Annotated in this window: 17 protein-coding genes; 14 read left to right on the forward strand and 3 right to left on the reverse strand. The window is 72.3% G+C overall.

Features of this window, described 5'->3' with window-relative positions; genetic code table 11:
• Positions 1-2 precede the first annotated feature (2 nt).
• Positions 3-776 carry a M23 family metallopeptidase gene (locus ACFWVE_RS15755; RefSeq protein WP_384013644.1) on the forward strand — a complete coding sequence of 258 codons (774 nt, stop codon included), beginning with the start codon at positions 3-5 and terminating at the stop codon, positions 774-776.
• Positions 777-1,030: 254 nt separating this feature from the next.
• Positions 1,031-1,744 (forward strand): GntR family transcriptional regulator, encoded by a 714-nt coding sequence (locus ACFWVE_RS15760; protein ID WP_384013647.1) that lies wholly within the window; start codon positions 1,031-1,033, stop codon positions 1,742-1,744.
• 191 nt (positions 1,745-1,935) lie between these two features.
• Here the strand turns inward: ACFWVE_RS15760 and ACFWVE_RS15765 are convergent, their stop codons facing one another.
• A complete protein-coding gene (locus ACFWVE_RS15765) occupies positions 1,936-2,217 on the reverse strand; it encodes an HPr family phosphocarrier protein (RefSeq protein ID WP_042172977.1) in 282 nt (93 codons plus the stop codon).
• A gap of 176 nt (positions 2,218-2,393) precedes the next feature.
• On the opposite strand from ACFWVE_RS15765, the gene ACFWVE_RS15770 reads away from it, so the two are divergent.
• The 11 genes from ACFWVE_RS15770 (at position 2,394) to ACFWVE_RS15820 (ending at position 15,030) form a co-directional block, all read left to right on the forward strand.
• Complete coding sequence (locus tag ACFWVE_RS15770) at positions 2,394-5,420, forward strand: GNAT family N-acetyltransferase (RefSeq protein WP_384013651.1); 3,027 nt, start codon at positions 2,394-2,396, stop codon at positions 5,418-5,420.
• Between the two features lie 392 nt (positions 5,421-5,812).
• Positions 5,813-8,659, forward strand: coding sequence for a Na+/H+ antiporter subunit A (locus ACFWVE_RS15775; RefSeq protein ID WP_384013654.1), 2,847 nt, complete (start codon positions 5,813-5,815; stop codon positions 8,657-8,659).
• Positions 8,656-9,183, forward strand: coding sequence for a Na(+)/H(+) antiporter subunit C (locus ACFWVE_RS15780; protein WP_384013657.1), 528 nt, complete (start codon positions 8,656-8,658; stop codon positions 9,181-9,183). The genes ACFWVE_RS15775 and ACFWVE_RS15780 overlap by 4 nt, the downstream gene beginning before the upstream one ends.
• Positions 9,180-10,739, forward strand: a complete 1,560-nt coding sequence (locus tag ACFWVE_RS15785; RefSeq protein WP_384013660.1) for a Na+/H+ antiporter subunit D — start codon at positions 9,180-9,182, stop codon at positions 10,737-10,739. The genes ACFWVE_RS15780 and ACFWVE_RS15785 overlap by 4 nt, the downstream gene beginning before the upstream one ends.
• A complete protein-coding gene (locus tag ACFWVE_RS15790) occupies positions 10,736-11,395 on the forward strand; it encodes a Na+/H+ antiporter subunit E (protein WP_384013663.1) in 660 nt (219 codons plus the stop codon). Before ACFWVE_RS15785 ends, ACFWVE_RS15790 begins: the two co-directional genes overlap by 4 nt.
• Positions 11,392-11,658 (forward strand): monovalent cation/H+ antiporter complex subunit F, encoded by a 267-nt coding sequence (locus ACFWVE_RS15795; protein ID WP_384013667.1) that lies wholly within the window; start codon positions 11,392-11,394, stop codon positions 11,656-11,658. The genes ACFWVE_RS15790 and ACFWVE_RS15795 overlap by 4 nt, the downstream gene beginning before the upstream one ends.
• Positions 11,655-12,038 carry a monovalent cation/H(+) antiporter subunit G gene (mnhG, locus tag ACFWVE_RS15800; RefSeq protein ID WP_384013670.1) on the forward strand — a complete coding sequence of 128 codons (384 nt, stop codon included), beginning with the start codon at positions 11,655-11,657 and terminating at the stop codon, positions 12,036-12,038. Before ACFWVE_RS15795 ends, mnhG begins: the two co-directional genes overlap by 4 nt.
• Before the next feature lie 111 nt (positions 12,039-12,149).
• Positions 12,150-12,737: a DUF5998 family protein gene (locus tag ACFWVE_RS15805; protein ID WP_384013673.1), complete on the forward strand. Its 588-nt coding sequence runs from the start codon at positions 12,150-12,152 to the stop codon at positions 12,735-12,737.
• Entirely contained in the window at positions 12,737-13,966 is a 1,230-nt protein-coding gene (locus ACFWVE_RS15810; RefSeq protein WP_384013676.1) for an alkaline phosphatase family protein, read from the forward strand. Before ACFWVE_RS15805 ends, ACFWVE_RS15810 begins: the two co-directional genes overlap by 1 nt.
• Before the next feature lie 66 nt (positions 13,967-14,032).
• Positions 14,033-14,677 carry a thymidine kinase gene (locus tag ACFWVE_RS15815; protein WP_384013679.1) on the forward strand — a complete coding sequence of 215 codons (645 nt, stop codon included), beginning with the start codon at positions 14,033-14,035 and terminating at the stop codon, positions 14,675-14,677.
• 140 nt (positions 14,678-14,817) lie between these two features.
• Complete coding sequence (locus tag ACFWVE_RS15820) at positions 14,818-15,030, forward strand: EF-hand domain-containing protein (RefSeq protein WP_384013682.1); 213 nt, start codon at positions 14,818-14,820, stop codon at positions 15,028-15,030.
• 176 nt (positions 15,031-15,206) lie between these two features.
• Here the strand turns inward: ACFWVE_RS15820 and ACFWVE_RS15825 are convergent, their stop codons facing one another.
• Complete coding sequence (locus tag ACFWVE_RS15825) at positions 15,207-15,326, reverse strand: DUF397 domain-containing protein (protein ID WP_384013685.1); 120 nt, start codon at positions 15,324-15,326, stop codon at positions 15,207-15,209.
• A gap of 225 nt (positions 15,327-15,551) precedes the next feature.
• Positions 15,552-16,424 (reverse strand): methyltransferase domain-containing protein, encoded by an 873-nt coding sequence (locus ACFWVE_RS15830; RefSeq protein ID WP_384013688.1) that lies wholly within the window; start codon positions 16,422-16,424, stop codon positions 15,552-15,554.
• A 28-nt stretch (positions 16,425-16,452) separates the two neighbouring features.
• Between ACFWVE_RS15830 and ACFWVE_RS15835 the strand changes: the two genes are divergently transcribed.
• Positions 16,453-17,946, forward strand: a complete 1,494-nt coding sequence (locus tag ACFWVE_RS15835; RefSeq protein WP_384013691.1) for a PLP-dependent aminotransferase family protein — start codon at positions 16,453-16,455, stop codon at positions 17,944-17,946.
• Positions 17,947-18,026: the final 80 nt, after the last annotated feature.

Here is an 18,026-nt window from a genome sequence, read left to right on the forward strand (position 1 = left end):
ACATGGCGTTCACCCGCGCCACCGGGAAGCACCGTCGTCCCAGCCGCGTGCATCGCGGCACCGCCAAGGCGGCGGGCGTCGCGGCTCTCACCACCACCGGTGTCATCGGCTCCCTCTCCGCTCCGGCGCTCGCCGCCGGACCCGCCGCGGCGCAGACCGGCCTGACCCCCGTGATCAGCATGGGCGACGAGGTCGCCGCCCGGGTCGACGCCCAGGCCTCCGCCCAGCACGAGGCCGCACGCGAGGCGGCCCAGGCAGCCGCACGCGAAGCCGCCGAGGAGGCCGCCCGGGAGAGGGCCGCCGAGGAGGCCGCCAAGGCCCGCGAGGCCGAAGAGCGCGCCGCGCGTGAGGCCGAGCGCAAGCGTCTCAACACCTTCGTGTCCCCGATCGCGGGCTCCTACGTCTCGACCGGCTACCTGTCCGGCGGCGCCGTCTGGTCCTCCGGCACCCACACCGGTGTCGACTTCCATGCCGCGAGCGGCACCCCCGTGCTCTCGGTCGGCATGGGCACCGTCGTGGAGGCCGGCTGGGGCGGCGCCTACGGCAACCAGGTCGTGATCAGGATGCACGACGGCACGTACACCCAGTACGGCCACCTGTCGTCCGTCGGTGTCTCGGTGGGCCAGCAGGTCACCCCGGGCCTGCAGATCGGTGTCTCCGGCGCCACCGGCAACGTCACCGGCGCGCATCTGCACTTCGAGGCCCGCACCACCGCCGAGTACGGCTCCGACATCGACCCCGTCGCGTACCTCCGCGCGCACGGCGCGAACGTCTGACCGGGGGCACGTCCCCTGGCCGTGGTGTACACCTCGGCGTCCGCGTGATCCCCTGACGCCCCAGGTGTCCGCTTTCCGTGGAATGGCCCCGGCTCGGCTCTCCGAGTCGGGGCTTTCGGTGTTTTCGGCGGCCCGTTGTCCAAAAAACGGACATGATTCCCGGCTCGCCGTCGGAAATTCGCGCGCGTTGCAATAGAGTCACGGAACGGGCGTCACCCGTTGGCGTTATGCGGGGATTAATTCGGAGGTCGGTCATGCGTATTCCGGCGCACTCGGTGTGCACGGCGATCCGGGACGACATCGTCTCGGGTGTCTACGAGCGTGGCGGCCGGCTCACCGAGGAACTCCTCGCCCGGCGCTACGGTGTCTCGCGCGTCCCCGTCCGGGAGGCCCTGCGCACCCTGGAGGCCGAGGGCTTCGTGGTCACCCGGCGCCACGCGGGCGCGTGCGTCGCGGAACCCACCGAGCAGGAGGCCGCCGACCTGCTGGAGATGCGGCTGCTGCTGGAGCCGCTCGGTGCCCTGCGTGCCGCGCAGCGCCGCACCGAGGCCCATCTGAAGGTGCTGCGCGGTCTGGTCCGGCTGGGCCAGGAACGGGCCCGTCAAGGCCACAGTGACGACCTGCGCTCACTGGGCGGCTGGTTCCACGAGACGCTCGCCCAGGCGTCCGGCAGTCCGGCGCTGACGTCGACGCTGATCCAGCTCCGGCACAAGATCGGCTGGATGTACGAGGTGCGGGGGACGAGGGACCCCGTGGAGTGCTGGGCGGAGCACGGTGCGATCGTCGACGCCGTGGTGCGCGGCGACGGCGAGCGCGCGCGTACGGTCATGGCGCTGCACACCGAGCGCGCCACCGTCGCCCACCGCCTGCGTTTCACCGCGGGGGCCGGGCGCGCGGACCGGGCGGCCCGCGCCGAGCGTGTGAGGAACTCGCAACATCCCGTAAACACGCCGAGTCTCCGGCATTAACACGGAGACCGTATACAAGAGAAGGGAATTCGGTGGAAGTGAAATTCGCCTGCCATTTTTCGTGAGTGCGGGATTGTGTGTGGGGAGTGGTGGTCGGGGGAACCGGTGGACGGGGAAACCGGCGGCCCGAAAAAGCAACGGAGCCGCGTCGCCCGCAATGGGTGACGCGGCTCCGTCCGCTGCCGGGTGTTTCAGACGGTCTCGGGGAGCTCCTCGAGACCTTCGGAGACCAGCTTCGCCAGCCGGTCGAGGGCGGCGTCGGCCCCCTCGGCGTCGGAGGCGAGGACGATCTCCTCGCCGCCCTGGGCGCCCAGGCCCAGAACGGCCAGCATGGAGGCCGCGTTGACGGGATTGCCGCCGGCCTTGGCGATCGTCACCGGGACGCCTGTGGCCGTGGCGGATCGGACGAAGATGGAGGCGGGACGGGCGTGGAGGCCCTCGGCCCAGCCGACGTTGACGCGGCGCTCAGCCATGTGGTGCTGCCCTTCGCAGTTCAGGTTGTCTAGACCAGTTTCCCATATCGTGAAGCAAGCAGAGGAGGGGCATCCGCTCCCGCTCCCCGGCGGCACCCGACCGCGGCCTCGGTCCGGCCCGTGCCCCCACAGACTGCCTCGCGCCATTGCCGTACGCGAGCCGTACTCTGGGGCCCATGCAGACCTCGTCGGACCGGCACGAGTATCCCGCCCACTGGGAGGCCGACGTGGTGCTGCGCGACGGCGGCACCGCGCGCGTCCGCCCCATCACCGTCGACGACGCCGAGCGTCTGGTCAGCTTCTACGAGCAGGTGTCGGACGAGTCGAAGTACTACCGCTTCTTCGCGCCCTACCCCCGCCTGTCCGCCAAGGACGTGCACCGCTTCACGCACCACGACTTCGTGGACCGGGTGGGGCTCGCGGCCACCGTGGGCGGCGAGTTCATCGCCACCGTACGCTACGACCGGATCGGCCCCGGCGGAACGCCCGCGTCCTCCCACCCGTCGCCCGCCACCACCCTTGCCGGAGGGCGCTCCGCGCCCACCCCTCCTGTCTCCGACGAGGCCGAGGTCGCCTTCCTCGTACAGGACGCCCACCAGGGCCGGGGCATCGCCTCCGCCCTGCTCGAGCACATCGCCGCCGTCGCGCGGGAGCGCGGCATCCGCCGGTTCGCCGCCGAGGTGCTGCCGGCCAACAGCAAGATGATCAAGGTGTTCACGGACGCCGGGTACACCCAGAAGCGCAGCTTCGAGGACGGCGTCGTCCGCCTGGAGTTCGGCCTCGAGCCCACGGACCGTTCCCTGGCCGTGCAGCAGGCGCGCGAGCAGCGCGCCGAGGCCCGCTCGGTGCAGCGGCTGCTCGCCCCGGGCTCGGTCGCCGTCATAGGCGCCGGCCGCACGCCCGGCGGCGTGGGCCGCGGCCTCCTCGACAACATCCGGGAGGCCGGATACACCGGCCGCCTGTACGCCGTGAACAAGGCCCTTCCGCCGGAGCGGAGGGAACTCGACGGAGCCGCCGGGGTGCCCGCCCACCGCTCGGTGCGGGACATCGACGGCCCGGTCGACCTCGCCGTCGTCGCGGTGCCCGCCGAACACGTCCCCGAGGTCGTCGCCGAATGCGGCGAACACGGGGTACAGGGGCTCGTCGTCGTGACCGCCGGGTACGCCGAGGCGAGCCCCGGCGGCCGCGAGCGCCAGCGCGCCCTCGTCCGCCAGGCCCGTTCGTACGGCATGCGGATCATCGGACCGAACGCGTTCGGCGTCATCAACACCTCCCCGGACGTACGCCTGAACGCCTCGCTCGCGCCGCAGATGCCGCGCCCCGGCCGCATCGGCCTGTTCGCCCAGTCCGGAGCCATCGGCATCGCCCTGCTGTCGCGGCTGCACCGGCGCGGCGGAGGTGTCACCGGTGTCACGGGCGTGTCCACCTTCGTGTCCTCGGGCAACCGGGCCGACGTCTCCGGCAACGACCTCCTGCAGTACTGGTACGACGACCCCGACACCGATGTCGTCCTGATGTACCTGGAGTCGATCGGCAACCCCCGCAAGTTCACCCGCCTCGCCCGCCGGACCGCCGCCGCGAAGCCGCTGGTCGTGGTCCAGGGTGCCCGCCACAGCTCCGGACCCCGGGGGCACGCCGTGCGCGCGACGCGACTGCCCCACGCGACCGTCTCCGCGCTGCTGCGGCAGGCCGGGGTCATCCGGGTGGACACCATCACGGAACTGGTCGACGCGGGCCTCCTGCTCGCCCGCCAGCCACTGCCGTCCGGGCCCCGCGTGGCGATCCTGGGCAACTCCGAGTCCCTGGCCCTGCTCACCTACGACGCCTGCCTCGCCGAAGGGCTGCGCCCGCACCCCCCGCTGGACCTCACCACCGGGGCCTCGGCGGCGGACTTCCACACCGCGCTGTCCCGGGCGCTCGCCGACGACACCTGCGACGCGGTCGTCGTGACCGCGATCCCCGCACTGGGGGAGCCGCCGACCGACGACGCGGCACTCGCCGGGGCACTGCGCTCGGCCGCCGCCGCGACCCCGTCCAAGCCGGTCCTGGTGGTCCACGTGGAACTCGGCGGCCTGGCCGAGGCCCTCTCGGCGGCGGCCGGCACAGCCCCGCAGCCCGCCCCGGCCACCGAGGGCCGCCTCCGGGCGCAGGACCCCGGCTCCGCACCCTCCGCCGATCGGAGCCCGGCCGCCCCCGCGACGCCGTCGGCCGCCGACGGACCGGCCGCCCCCGCGACGCCGTCCGCCGCACCCGCGCCGGTCGCTCCACCGGGCCCGGCCGGCCCGCCTGCCCCCGGGAGCCCCGGCCCGGCCACCCCGCCCGCGAGCCTCCCCGAGGACGCCCACCTCATCCCCGCCTACCCCGCCGCCGAACGCGCGGTCCGGGCCCTCGCCCACTCCGTCTCCTACGCCCAGTGGCGCCGGGACGCCGCCGACCCCGGCAAGGTTCCCGCGTACGAGGACATCGACGAGCGGAGCGCCGCCGCCCTCATCGACGCGCAGCTCACGCGCGGGGAGAGCCTCACCCTCGGCCCCGAGGAGACCCGCGCCCTGCTCGGCGCCTACGGCATCCACGTCCACCGCGCCCTCCCCGCCCCCACCGCCGACGCCGCGGTCGAGGCCGCCCGCACCCTCGGCCGGCCCGTGGCCCTCAAGGTGACCGCCCCGCACCTCAGGCACCGCGCCGACCTGGGCGGCGTACGGCTGGACATCGCGGACGAGGAGCAACTGCGCCGGGCCCACGCCGAGCTGACGCAGCAGCTCGGCACGCCCGAGGAACTGCGCCTCGTCGTGCAGCGGATGGCACCGCGCGGTGTCGACACCATCGTCCGCGCGGTGATCGACCCCGCCGCCGGAGCCGCGCTCTCCTTCGGGCTCGCCGGCCCCCCGTCGCAGCTGCTCGGGGACATGGCGCACCGGCTGATCCCGGTGACCGACCGGGAGGCGGCCTCCCTGGTCAGGTCGATCCGCACCGCACCCCTCCTGTTCGGCTGGCGCGGCTCGACCCCGGTCGACACCCCCGCCCTCGAGGAACTGCTGCTGAGGGTGTCGCGGCTGGTCGACGACCACCCCGAGGTCGTCGCGGTCGGCCTCGAGCCGGTCGTCGTCGCCACCCGCGGGGTGAGCGTCCTCGGTGCCTCCGTACGCCTGGCCCCGCCCCCCGCCCGCGACGACCTCGGCCCCCGGACCCTCCCGGTGTACTGAGGGCGGCGTGAGCCCTCCGACCGTTCCAACTCGGCAGGTCGCCGTGGGTTTGACGGCGCGTCGGGCGGGTTACCCGTGCTTCCGGCCGGCAGCGGCACCTGCCGCGGGCACAGGACGGAGAGAACGGCATGCATCTCGGGGCCATCGACGCCGGCAGGACCGGCTCCCCCCTCGCCCGGCACATCGCCCGCAGCGGTCCTGAGGTGCCGAAGTCTCCGCCCGTCCCTTTGCCGGCGAGGTGCGGCGCGGCGGTGCCCCGCCGGACGGTTCACCCCTGCTACACAGAGCACTGAATGCCCAATTATTGACGAACCGGGGCATAGTCCCCGGGGATCGGGTGGAGGCCGACCGCGTGTCAGCGGTCGCGTCACCGCGAAGGAGTTGGTGCTGACGTGCTGGTCCTGCTGGCCGCCCATGCGGTGGCCGCAGCGTCGATGCCGTGGTGGGAGAGGCGGCTCGGCCGTGCGATGTGGATCGTGGCCGCCCTGGTGCCGCTGGCGGCCGTGGTCTGGGCGGGCACGCGGGCGGGCCGCGTGCTGGACGGCGGCGCGTACCGGGAGTCCCTGTCCTGGGCCCCGTCGCTCGGCCTGACGATCGACCTGCGCCTGGACGCCCTGTCGCTCCTGATGCTGTGGGTGGTGGCCGGTGTCGGAGCCATGGTGCTCCTGTACTGCCGGTACTACGTCGAGCGCGACGCCGGCCGGCTGGCCGCCCTGCTGCTGGCCTTCGCCGGGGCGATGACCGGACTGGTGCTGGCGGACAACCTCTTCGTGCTGTACGTCTTCTGGGAGCTGACCACGGTCGCCTCCTTCCTGCTGATCGCGGGGCGCGGGGAGGGCGCGGAGCAGCGGCGCGCCGCCCGCCAGGCCCTGCTGGTGACCGCGGCCGGCGGCCTGGCGATGCTGCTCGGTTTCATCGTGCTGGGCCAGGCGGCCGGCACGTACCGCGTCTCCGCGATCCTCGCCGACCCCCCGCGGGGCGGCGCGGTCCCCGCCGCCGTGGTGCTCGTCCTGGTCGGCGCGTTCGCCAAGTCCGCGCAGATGCCGCTGCACGGCTGGCTTCCCGCGGCGATGGTCGCCCCCACACCGGTCAGTGCCTTTCTGCACGCGGCGGCGATGGTCAAGGCCGGGGTCTACCTGGTGGCCCGGCTGGCGCCCGCCCTGGCCGACGTGGCCCCGTGGCGGCCGATGGTGCTCGGCGTGGGACTCGCCACGATGGTGGTGGCCGCGTGGCGGGCACTGCGCGAGACCGACCTGAAACTGCTCCTCGCCTACGGGACCGTCAGTGAACTCGGCCTGCTGACCGCCCTGCTGGGCGCGGGAACGCGGACGGCGGCGCTGGCCGGGGTGGTGATGCTGCTGGCGCACGCGGCGTTCAAGTCGGCGCTGTTCCTGTCCGTCGGGGTCGTCGACCACAGCACGGGCACACGCGACATCCGGGAACTGTCGGGACTGGGACGCCGGCTGCCCGTGCTGTTCTGGGTCACGGCACTGGCCACCGCGTCGATGGCGGGTCTGCCGCCCCTCGTCGGTTTCCTGGGCAAGGAAGCCGCCCTGGAAGCCTTCCTGCACGGCACCGAACTGGCCTACCACTACCAGCTGACGGTGGTGCTCGTGTGCGGCTCCGCGTTGACCGTGGCGTTCGCGGCACGGTTCCTGCACGGCGCCTTCGGCGGGCGGCGGCCGTCGGAGAGGGCGGCGCGCCCCGTACGGAGCCCGGAACCCGGATTCGTCGCACCGGTGGCCGTCCTGTCCGGGGCGGGCCTGGTGCTGGGTGTGGCGTACACCGGCACGGGGGCCCTCGCCACCGCCTACGCCGACGCCTATCCGCCGGGAGCCGACGGTCCGTACGAACTGTCCCTGTGGCACGGGTTCACGCCCGTGCTCGGTCTGTCCGCGCTGTCGCTCGTCACCGGTCTGCTGATCCACGCGGTGCAACGCCGCGGCGCCGCGACGGGCCGCCTGCCGCGCCTGCCCGACGTGCAGCGCGCGTACGACCGTGCGACCGAGGGTGTGGACCGGCTGTCCGTGACGCTGACCCGGCACACCCAGGTCGGCTCGCTGCCCGTCTACCTGACCGTACTGCTCGCGACGGTCGTCGCCGTGCCCGGCACGGCACTCGTGGCCGCGGGCCCCTCACTGGGATCACCGCCACTGTGGCGGTATCCGCTCGAACCCGTCCTGGCCGTGGTGATACTGACGGCCGCCGCGGCGGTGGTGGCCGCCCGGCACCGGCTCGCCGCCCTGCTGCTGACCGGGGCCGTCGGGTACGGCGCGGCCGGCCTGTTCCTGGTGCGGGGCGCCCCGGACCTGGCGCTCACCCAGTTCCTGGTCGAGACGTTGACGCTGGTCGTCGTGGTGCTGGTGCTGCGCCGGATGCCGGCCCGGTTCGATCCCGGCCGGACGGCGGCCCCGGGGCGCGTGCTGCGGGGCGCGCTGGCCGTCGGGGTCGGCCTCGTCGTCACCTGCTTCGCGCTGGCGACGTCCGCCGCGCGTACGGCCCCGGCGATCTCACCCGAGTACCTGCGCCGGGCGTCGGAGACGGGTGCCTACAACGTCGTCAACGCGATCATCGTCGACTTCCGGGCCCTGGACACGCTGGGCGAGATCTCGGTCCTCCTGGTGGCGGCGGTCGGAGTCGGCAGTCTGGTCCGGTTCCGCGACCGCGGCGCGGTACGGGTGACCGACGAGGAGCCGCCGGCCCGGTTCCCCACGACGCACTGGGACGAGCCCCGGCAGACCTGGCTGCCGGGAGCGGGCGAACGGCCCGGCGGCGAGCGCTCGGTCCTGATGGAAGTGGCCACCCGGCTGCTCTTCCCCTCCCTCCTGGTGCTTTCGCTGTTCCTGCTGTTCTCCGGGCACTACCGCCCCGGCGGAGGTTTCGCCGGCGGTCTGGTGGCAGGACTGGCGTTCGTTCTGCGGTACCTGGTGGGCGGACAGGCCGACCTCGGCGCCGCCGTACGCCTGCGCCCGGTCGCGGTCGCGGGCACGGGCCTGTTGACCGCGGCGGTCGTCGGGCTGGTGCCGCTGGTCTTCGGCGGTACGCCGCTGGACAGCGACCTGGTGACGTGGCACCTGCCGCTGCTGGGCGAGGTGAAGTGGGCGACCAGCGTGTTCCTCGACGTGGGCGTCTATCTGCTCGTGGTCGGCGTCGTGCTCAAACTCCTGTCGGCGGTGGGTGTCTCACTCGAAGTGGCCGGCGCGGCGGCGGACCGGCAGGAGAAGGGATCCGCTCGATGAACGGCGCGGGCGACATCACGCTGAACACGCTCGACGTGACGATGGCCCTCGTGGTGGGCGGCCTGTTCACGATCGGCTTCCACCTCATGCTGCAACGGTCCCTGATGCGGATCATTCTCGGCTTCATCCTCCTGGGCCACGGCACCAACCTGCTGCTCCTGGTCGCCGGCGGCACCCCCGGCCGCCCCCCGGTGCTGGAGGGGGAGCCGGTGAACCCGGCGGAGCCCGCCGATCCGCTGCCCCAGGCCATGGCGCTGACGTCGATCGTGATCACGTTCGGTCTCACGGCGTTCCTGATGGTCCTCGCCTACCGCTCATGGCGGCTGTCCGGCAGCGACGAGGTGCGTGACGACGTGGAGGACCGGCGCATCGCCCGGCGACGCGCCGGCGCCGACGAGGAAACCGACACCGACGACCCTGTCGACGGCGACGAGCAGGGCGACGACCCCGGCGACGGCGACGATGCCGACGACGGCTGGTCGGACCACCGCGACCACGGCACCGCTCCGGGGGAACACCGATGACCGCACTGCTGCTCGCCCTGCCCGTGGTGCTGCCGGCCCTGGGCGCCGCCACGGCCCTGCTCGGACTGCCCGTCCGGGTGACCCGCCCCATGAGCACCCTCGTACTGGCCTGCGTACTGGCGGACGCCGTCGCTCTGCTCGTCCTCGTCGACACCCGCGGGCCGCAGGCCGTGCACGTCGGCGGCTGGCCGGCCCCGCTGGGCATCACGCTCGTCGCCGACCGGCTGTCGGCGCTCCTGCTCGCCGTGTCGCTCCTGGTGACCCTGGCCGTGCTGCTCTTCGCCATCGGCCAGGGCACCGCGGAGAAACGCCGGAGCTCGGCGGAGGTCTTCCATCCCGCCTACCTGATGCTCGTCACCGGAGTGAGTCTGGCCTTCCTCACCGGTGACCTGTTCAACCTCTTCGTGGCCTTCGAAGTGCTGCTCGCCGCGTCCTACGTCCTGATCACCCTGGACGCCGACGGAAACCGCACCCGCGCCGGTATGACGTACATGATCACCAGCCTGACGTCCTCCCTGCTGTTCCTCACCTTCGTCGGCCTGGTGTACGCGGCCGCCGGCACGGTCACCCTGGCCCAGCTCGGCCCGCGGCTCGCCGAACTCCCCGACGGCCTGCGCGGCGCACTCGCCCTGCTGCTCCTGGCCGTCCTGGGCATCAAGGCGGCGATCGTCCCCCTGCACTTCTGGCTGCCCGACAGCTACCCCACCGCACCGGCGCCGATCACCGCCGTGTTCGCCGCCCTGCTGACCAAGGTCGCCATCTACGCCCTGCTGCGCACCCAGACCCTGCTCTTCCCGCGCTCCAGCGTGTGGACCCTGCTGGCCTGTGTGGCGATCGCCGCCATGATCGTGGGCATCCTCGGCGCGCTGGCCCAGGACGACATCAACCGGCTGCTGTCCTTCACCCTCGTCAGCCACATCGGCTTCATGCTGTTCGGGCTCGCGCTGTTCGACACGCTCGGACTCACCGGCACGGTCCTCTACATCGTGCACCACATCATCGTCCAGGCGGCGCTCTTCCTCGCCGCCTCCCTCGCCGTGCGCCACGCGGGAACAACAGGCATGAGGCGCATGGCACAGCGGCCGCCACCGAGGCCGCTGGTCGCCGTGCTGTTCGCCCTCCCCGCCCTGAGCCTGGCCGGGATCCCGCCGTTCTCCGGGTTCGTGGCCAAGCTGACCCTGCTGCGGGCCGGTGCGTGGCAGGGCGGCACCGCGGCGTACGCCCTGGCCGCGACCGCCCTGCTCACCAGCCTGCTGACGCTCTACGCCATGACCCGGGTCTGGACCAGGGCCTTCATGCGGCAGGACCCGCACCCGGACCGCCGCGACGCGCCACCGCCGGGGAAGCCGGCCCCCGGCACCGCCCTCCGCCCGGAGCGCCGCGCCGTCCGGCGCGGGACCGGGCTGATGACCGCCGCCACCGTCGTCATGGTGGCCACCAGTGTCGCGGTCGCCGTCTGCGCGGGCCCGCTCGCCCGCGTCGGCGAACGAGCCGCACACGAACTGCTCGACCCGCGGGAGTACCGCTCCGCCGTCATGACCGAGGAGGACCGTTGACCCGCCGGAAGTACGCCCGCCGAGTCCTGCGCCGCCTGCCCATGGTCGGGTGGCTGTGGCTGCTGTGGATCGTGCTGTGGGGTTCCGTCGGCCCGCTGGTCCTCCTCGGAGGTCTGCTCGTCGCCGTGACCGTCGTCGGGTCCTTCTCCCTGCCGCCGGTCCTGCCAAACGCCGTGCCCCGGCCGCTGCCGATCGCGCGCCTGCTGGCCGACCTGCTGAAGGATCTCGTCGGGTCCGGGGTCACCGTCGCCTGGCAGATCCTGAGACACGGGGGGAAGACGTCCGCGGCGATCATCGAGGTCCCGCTGCACGTCGACAGCGACCTCCTGATCACCGCGGTGGCCGAACTCACGACGATCTCCCCCGGCACCCTGGTGGTGGAGATCGACCGGCGCCGGCGGCGGCTGTACGTCCACACGCTCCCGGTCCGCGACGAGAGCGACCTCGCCCGCCGCAGAAGGACGGTGCAGAACGTGGAGGACAGAGTGGCGCGGGCGGTCGGCCACGGCCGACGCACCGGAGCGACGGGTGACGACACCTCCGGTCCTTCCGGTGATCCCGGGTCTGCCGACGGTCCCGGGCCAGCTGCCGGCCCAGGGCCGTCCGACCGCCCCGGCTCTCCCGACCACCCTGATCAAGGAGGCAGAACCCCATGACCGTCGTGTACACCGCCACCCTGGCCGTGGTGTCAGTGGCCGGCCTGCTCGCCCTGCTGCGTCTCGTGCGCGGTCCGGGCGCGCTCAACCGCATCGTGGCGCTCGACGCCCTCCTGACGATGATCATCGTCGGGGCCGCCGTGGGCATGGTCCTGCGCGAGGACACCACGCCCCTGCCCGTGCTCGTCGTCCTCACCCTGCTGGCCTTCACCGGATCGGTGACGGCCGCCCACCTGATCGAGAAGCGGGCAGGCCTGCGATGACCGCGGTGTCCGACGTGATCACCGCCGTCCTGCTCCTGGCCGGCGCGACCTTCTGCCTGCTCGGCTCCGTGGGCCTGATCCGCTTCCCGGACGTCGTCAGCCGCCTGCACGCGGCCGCCAAGGCCCAGACGCTCGGCCTGATGCTCATCCTGGTGGGAACCGCCGTGCAGATGCCCCTGCGTTACGCGCCGGTGCTGCTGCTCGTCGTCCTGTTCCAGCTGTTCACCGCGCCGATCACCAGCCAGATCGTCGGCCGCACCGCCTACCGTGTCCAGGCACTCGACCGCGGCGCGCTGTTCCGGGACGAACTCGCCGACCGTCTCGCGCGGGACGGCACTCCGGTGGGCGAACAGCCCTCCCGCGAGGACACGGACCAATGAGTCCCGCCGGCCGCACCGGCCGGACCGTTCCCGCCCGGCCCGGCCCGGCGCGCGCGGGGGAGTGCCACGACCGGTGCCTCGCAGTCACTGCTCCCCCGTAGGATGGGCGTCATGGCCAAGACCAGTACGACGACCCAGGGGCTGCGGGCGGCGATCGAGCGCAGCGGCTACTACCCGGCCCTCGTGGCCGAGGCGGTGGAGGCCGCCGTGGGCGGCGAGCCCGTCCGGTCGTACCTGGTCCACCAGGAGACGACGTTCGACCAGAACGAGGTACGGCGCCATGTGACCGTGCTCGTCCTCACCGGCAACCGCTTCATCGTCAGCCACACCGACGAGCAGGCCGCAGACACCACTTCCCCGACCCCGTACGCCACCACGTCCACGGAGTCGGTCAAGCTCGGCCGGATCTCGTCGATCGTGGTCAGCCGGGTGGTCGCCAATCCGGAGTCGTACAAGCCTGGCACGCTGCCCCGTGAGATCGTGCTCACCATCGGCTGGGGCGCGGTCGCCCGCCTCGACCTGGAGCCGGCCGCCTGCGGCGACCCCAACTGCGAGGCCGACCACGGCTACACGGGCAGTTCGACGGCCGACGACCTCAGTCTGCGGGTCAGCGAGGCCGGGGACGGTCCGGAGACGGTGCGTCAGGCGCTCGTCTTCGCGCAGGCACTCTCCGAGGCGACCGCGGACTCCGCACGCTGATGCCGCACACCTCCCCGACCCCGTACACCCCGCCGTCCCCGCACACCACCGGCTGGGACGTCCACCCGGAGCCCCTCGCCCCGGACTCCGCCCCCCTGCCCGAGTACGGCACCGGCTCGCTGGCCGACCTGCTGCCCACCCTCGCCGCGGGCATGGGCGTCCCCGGCACCGCCGCCGCGATCCCGGAGCTCACCCCCGCCGACCGGAACTGCGTGTTCCTGATCGACGGCCTCGGCTGGGAGCAGCTGAAGGCGCACCCGGAGGAAGCCCCGTTCATGGCGTCCCTGATGGCCGCCTCACGCGGCGGCACCGGGCGTCCCCTCACCACGGGCTACCCGGCGACCACCGCCACCTCCCTGGCCTCCGTCGGCACCGGCCTGCCGCCCGGCGCGCACGGTCTGCCGGGCTACACCGTGCGCAACCCGGACACCGGCGAGCTGATGAACCAGCTGCGCTGGCAGCCCTGGACCCGGCCCGACACCTGGCAGCCCCACCCCACCGTCTTCCAACTGGCCCACCGGGCCGGAGTGCACGCGGCCCAGGTGTCCTCACCCGCGTTCGCGAACACCCCGCTGACCAAGGTCGCGCTCAGCGGCGGCACCTTCCACGGGCGGCTGTCCGGTGAGGAGCGCATGGACCTCGCGGCCGCTCAACTGGCCGTCGCCGACCGTTCCCTGGTCTACACGTACTACGCCGAGGTCGACGGCGCCGGTCACCGCTTCGGCCTCGACTCCGACACCTGGCGCGGCCAGCTCATGTACGTCGACCGCCTGGTCCAGCGGCTGGCCGAGCAACTCCCGCCGCGCAGCGCGCTCTACGTCACCGCCGACCACGGAATGGTCGACGTGCCCTTCGACGAGGAGCACCGCATCGACTTCGACCACGACTGGGAGCTGAGCGCCGGAGTCGCCCTGCTCGGCGGCGAGGGCCGCGCCCGCCACGTCTACGCCGTACCGGGCGCCGCCACGGACGTCCTGACCTGCTGGCGCGAGGTGCTCGGCGAGCAGTTCTGGGTGGCCTCGCGGGACGAGGCGATCGAGGCGGGCTGGTTCGGCCCCCGGATCGAGGACCGCGTGTACCACCGCATCGGCGACGTGGTCGCCGCCGCCCGGGACGACGTCCTGATCATCGCCTCCGAGCGGGAGCCGAGGGAATCGGAGATGGTCGGCAACCACGGTTCCCTCACCCCTGCCGAACAACTGGTCCCCCTCCTCGAAGTACGCTCCTGAGGCCCACCCGGTCCGTCCTCCCTCCCTCCTCCCTGCCCGTTCCCGCCGAAAGGTGCCCGACCTCCCATGCCCGAGCTGGTGTTCTTCTCCGGAACGATGGACTGCGGGAAGTCGACGCTGGCTCTCCAGATCGAGCACAACCGTTCGGCGCGTGGCCTGGCGGGCATGATCTTCACCCGCAATGACCGGGCGGGCGAGGGCAAGCTGTCCTCCCGCCTCGGTCTGGTCACGGACGCGGTGGAGGTGGGAGAGCACGCGGACCTGTACGCGCACCTCGTCGACCATCTCTCGCGGGGCCGGCGCGCGGACTACGTGATCGCGGACGAGGCGCAGTTCCTGGCGCCGGAACAGATCGACCAGCTCGCGCGTGTGGTGGACGACCTGGAGCTCGACGTCTACGCCTTCGGCATCACCACCGACTTCCGGTCCAAGCTGTTCCCCGGCTCCCAGCGGCTGGTGGAACTGGCCGACCGGGTCGAGGTGCTCCAGGTCGAGGCCCTGTGCTGGTGCGGCGCCCGCGCCACCCACAACGCCCGGACGGTCGGCGGGGTGATGGTGGTGGAAGGTGCGCAGGTGGTCGTCGGTGATGTCACGGGGTCCCCGGACGAGGTCGGTTACGAGGTCCTGTGCCGCCGCCACCACCGCCGCCGCATGACGGCCGCCACGGCCCACGCGGCCGCCCTGGCCCCGGACGTCCTGCCGGTCACCTGACCGGCGTTCCCGGCTTCCTGCGAGGCGGGGTCCGCGTGGGGGATCGCCGTACCGAGTGCTCGCGTGGGCAGATAGTCTGACCTGCGTCATCAGGACTCCCAGGGAGTCCGGCGGAGTACGAGGAACAAAGGGGCGGACCGGTGGCGGAGATCGAGGAAGCGCGCAGGCAGTTCGAGCGGATCGACGCGGACGGGGACGGGTTCATCACCGCTGCCGAGTTCAAGACCGCCCTGGCCCAGGGCGGTGACTGGAACGTCACCGAGCCGGTGGCGGAGGCCGTCATCAACTCCCGCGACCTGGACGGCGACAAGCTCCTGTCCTTCGACGAGTTCTGGACGCACCTGACCAAGTGAGCCCCGGGCCGGGGGCCCGGCTCCGCGCACTTCCGCGGCGGACGGGGCCACCGACCAGGGATCGGGCGCCGTCGGTCCGCACCGAGTGGTCCGAGAATGGCGTCCCCGGGGACCGAACGTAAGAGCCCTGCCATCCGGCAGGACCGGCAGGGCTCTCGCGACCGTACGAGCGAGTGTCAGACGTCCCCCTCCGCCGACGCCGGCCCGGCGAACTCTGCCCACACCTGGCGCGAAACCGTGACTATAGGCCCGGCAACGGCCTTGGAGTCCCGGACGTGGGCAACTCCCGTGCCCACGGGAGCGGCTGTAAGCCGGCCGGGTCAGCGGTGGCGCGAAGTTCGGCCCGGACACGTTCGGAGTCCCGGTCGTGGAGGTCCGCACCGTCGCCCTGCGAGGGGCGGGGGTGGCTTGGCGCCGGCGATTGCGCTCCAGTGCACAGACGACGAGAACGGTCCACAGGGTGAGCGCGGTGAGTCCGATGACGACGGCTCCTCGTCGAGGGTTTGTCCCGGCGTAATGCTTCACATGTGCCGCGGGGAGGCCGCGGGGGCAGCGGGTGGGTTCACGGCAAGGGCTTTGAAGAACGTGTAGTGGAAGGTTCCGCCGTGGGCGGTCCGGAGCAGGTCGGCGATTCCCCGGTCCCACTCGGCCGTAGTGGTGAGGGCGGCGGCCAGCGCCTTGTCCCGAACGGACGCGACCATAGCGATGAAGGTGTTGCGGGTGAAGCCGTCGACCAATGCGGGCCGGGTCCGGTCGGTATAGACCGTGAGTGGACGGACTGCGACGTCGTCGTATCCGGCACCGGCCAGCAGCGGCTGCAGCTGCCGGCCGAGCAGCGCGTTTCCTCCGGCTGCCGCCTGAAAGTGGATCTGGCAGTCGATCGCAGCCCGGGCATACGTGCTGTCGGGGTGGAAGAACACCGATCCGTGGTCTCCCTCGATCACGGTGATGGTGCCCCCAGGGCGCAGCACGCGCCGCAGGCCGGCCAGCGCCCGCCGAGGATCCGGCAGGTGTTCCAAGACGAAGCACACAAAGGCATGGTCGAATTCCGCGTCGGCGAAGGGCAGGTCGAACACGTCAGCGCGGTGCCACTCCACCTGAGCCTCGGGCGCAAGGCCTGCGACGCGGGTGGAAGCCTGTGCGAGAGACTCCTCGGACCGGTCGACCGCGACAATGTGCGCCCCGGGGCTGGAGCGGAGCAGATGGACCGTCTGAGCGCCGATCCCGCAGCCGAGCTCCAGTACCCGACTGCCTGCGGGGTAGGCCGTGCCGGTGTGCAGCAGCTGCGCCAGTGTGTCCGCCTGGTCGCCCAACCGCCGGCCCTCACGCTGTGAGTATCCATGCACATAGTCGACCACCGGGACAGGGCCGGAAGGTGTCGTGGCTGTGTTCATGGCCTCACTCTGCTGCCACTATGGACCGATGGACAGATCCAATGAGGGAGCTTCCGACCGGTCCGTAACGACCGGGGCCGACTTCCTCCATCTGGCCATCGACGAGGCGCCGGGGGGCGGGAAGGCCGACTGGCTGGCCCGGCAGGTCCGGCTCGCGCTGGTGGACGGCCGCCTGCCGGTGGGAAGCAGGCTGCCGGCCACCCGGGTCCTGGCCGGTGAACTGGGCGTATCGCGCGGCGTGGTCACCGAGGCCTACCAACGCCTGATCGAGGACGGGCACCTCGCCGGACGAGGACGCAACGGAACAATCGTCGTCGGCGCCCCCGCAGCGGCGACGACAGCAACCAAGTCCCCCATGTTCACCAGCCCGCCGTCACCACGTTCCGTGTTCGCCGCCGTGCCCAGCACGGACATCTTCGACACGATGCGCATGGCCAGGGCACGGATCGACTTTTCCCCAGGACTCCCCGACCTCGCCGCGTTCCCGCGAGCGGCGTGGCTGCGCACCGAACGCCGCGTCCTCAATCACCTTGCGGCATCCGACCTCGGATACGGAGATCCACGCGGTACACCAGCACTTCGCCTGGCCATCGCGAACTGGATCGCCCGTAACCGGGGTATCAGGGCAGATCCCGGCGAGGTCCTCATCGTCGCCGGTACCGCCCAAACGCTCACCCTGCTCGGACGGGTGCTGCATGATGACGGCATCTCCGCGGTAGCCGTGGAGGACCCCGGCTCCCTCGGAGCCCGCCAGCACCTGCGCAACTGCCGGTTGGACACCCCGCCCGTCGCGGTCGACTCCGAAGGCGTGCGCGTCGATGAGCTGCGCGCCACGGGGGAAGCGGCCATTCTCCTCACACCCGCACACCAGTTCCCCACCGGTGTGGTCCTTCGTGGCAGCCGACGCAGCGAACTGACGCGCTGGGCCCATGAAAGCGGCGGACTGATCATCGAGGACGACTACGACGCCGAGCACCGCTACGACCGGACTCCGGTGCCCGCCCTGCGGTCCGTGCTCGCCGAGAACGTCTTCTACGCCGGAAGCGTGTCGAAGCTCCTCGCCCCAGCCCTGCGCATCGGGTGGGTCCTCGCCCCGCCGAAGTACCGCGACGCCCTTGTGGATGCCAAACGGTTTGCCGACCTCGGCAACGCCGCCCTGCCCCAACTCGTACTGGCCCAGTTCATGGAATCGGGCGCGATGGAACGCCAACTGCGCCACCTGCGCAGACACCACCGCCGCCGCCGGGACGCCATGATCAAAGCCATCAGTGCCCACCTGCCGAGCGCGATCGTGCACGGTGCCGCAGCCGGCCTGCACCTGACCGTCACCTTTGAGGCCGAGTTCGCGGACACGGACCTCGCCGCCACGGCACTCGCACGCGACGTCAAAGTGCACCCCTTGTCCTGGCACAGCCAGCGACCCCGTCGACCGGGACTGGTCCTGGGCTACGCCGCGAGCACACCCACCGACATCAGCGAAGGAGTGGCGACACTCGGCGAAGTACTGCGACATCTGACCTGACAGTCTGATCAGCGGTGCTTCCGCAGCCACTGACAAAGACACCCTTCATTGCTCCAGGGAGCTACTCGTCATTTCGCCGT

Origin of the sequence: Streptomyces sp. NPDC058632 (genome assembly GCF_042717095.1) — a bacterium.
GTDB lineage: Bacteria > Actinomycetota > Actinomycetes > Streptomycetales > Streptomycetaceae > Streptomyces.

Coding starts and splice junctions, on each gene's coding strand:
- ACFWVE_RS15755 (WP_384013644.1), top strand. CDS start 3: ATGGCGTTCACCCGCGCCACCGGGAAGCACCGTCGTCCCAGCCGCGTG.
- ACFWVE_RS15760 (WP_384013647.1), top strand. CDS start 1,031: ATGCGTATTCCGGCGCACTCGGTGTGCACGGCGATCCGGGACGACATC.
- ACFWVE_RS15765 (WP_042172977.1), bottom strand. CDS start 2,217: ATGGCTGAGCGCCGCGTCAACGTCGGCTGGGCCGAGGGCCTCCACGCC.
- ACFWVE_RS15770 (WP_384013651.1), top strand. CDS start 2,394: ATGCAGACCTCGTCGGACCGGCACGAGTATCCCGCCCACTGGGAGGCC.
- ACFWVE_RS15780 (WP_384013657.1), top strand. CDS start 8,656: ATGAACGGCGCGGGCGACATCACGCTGAACACGCTCGACGTGACGATG.
- ACFWVE_RS15785 (WP_384013660.1), top strand. CDS start 9,180: ATGACCGCACTGCTGCTCGCCCTGCCCGTGGTGCTGCCGGCCCTGGGC.
- ACFWVE_RS15795 (WP_384013667.1), top strand. CDS start 11,392: ATGACCGTCGTGTACACCGCCACCCTGGCCGTGGTGTCAGTGGCCGGC.
- mnhG (WP_384013670.1), top strand. CDS start 11,655: ATGACCGCGGTGTCCGACGTGATCACCGCCGTCCTGCTCCTGGCCGGC.
- ACFWVE_RS15805 (WP_384013673.1), top strand. CDS start 12,150: ATGGCCAAGACCAGTACGACGACCCAGGGGCTGCGGGCGGCGATCGAG.
- ACFWVE_RS15810 (WP_384013676.1), top strand. CDS start 12,737: ATGCCGCACACCTCCCCGACCCCGTACACCCCGCCGTCCCCGCACACC.
- ACFWVE_RS15815 (WP_384013679.1), top strand. CDS start 14,033: ATGCCCGAGCTGGTGTTCTTCTCCGGAACGATGGACTGCGGGAAGTCG.
- ACFWVE_RS15830 (WP_384013688.1), bottom strand. CDS start 16,424: ATGAACACAGCCACGACACCTTCCGGCCCTGTCCCGGTGGTCGACTAT.
- ACFWVE_RS15835 (WP_384013691.1), top strand. CDS start 16,453: ATGGACAGATCCAATGAGGGAGCTTCCGACCGGTCCGTAACGACCGGG.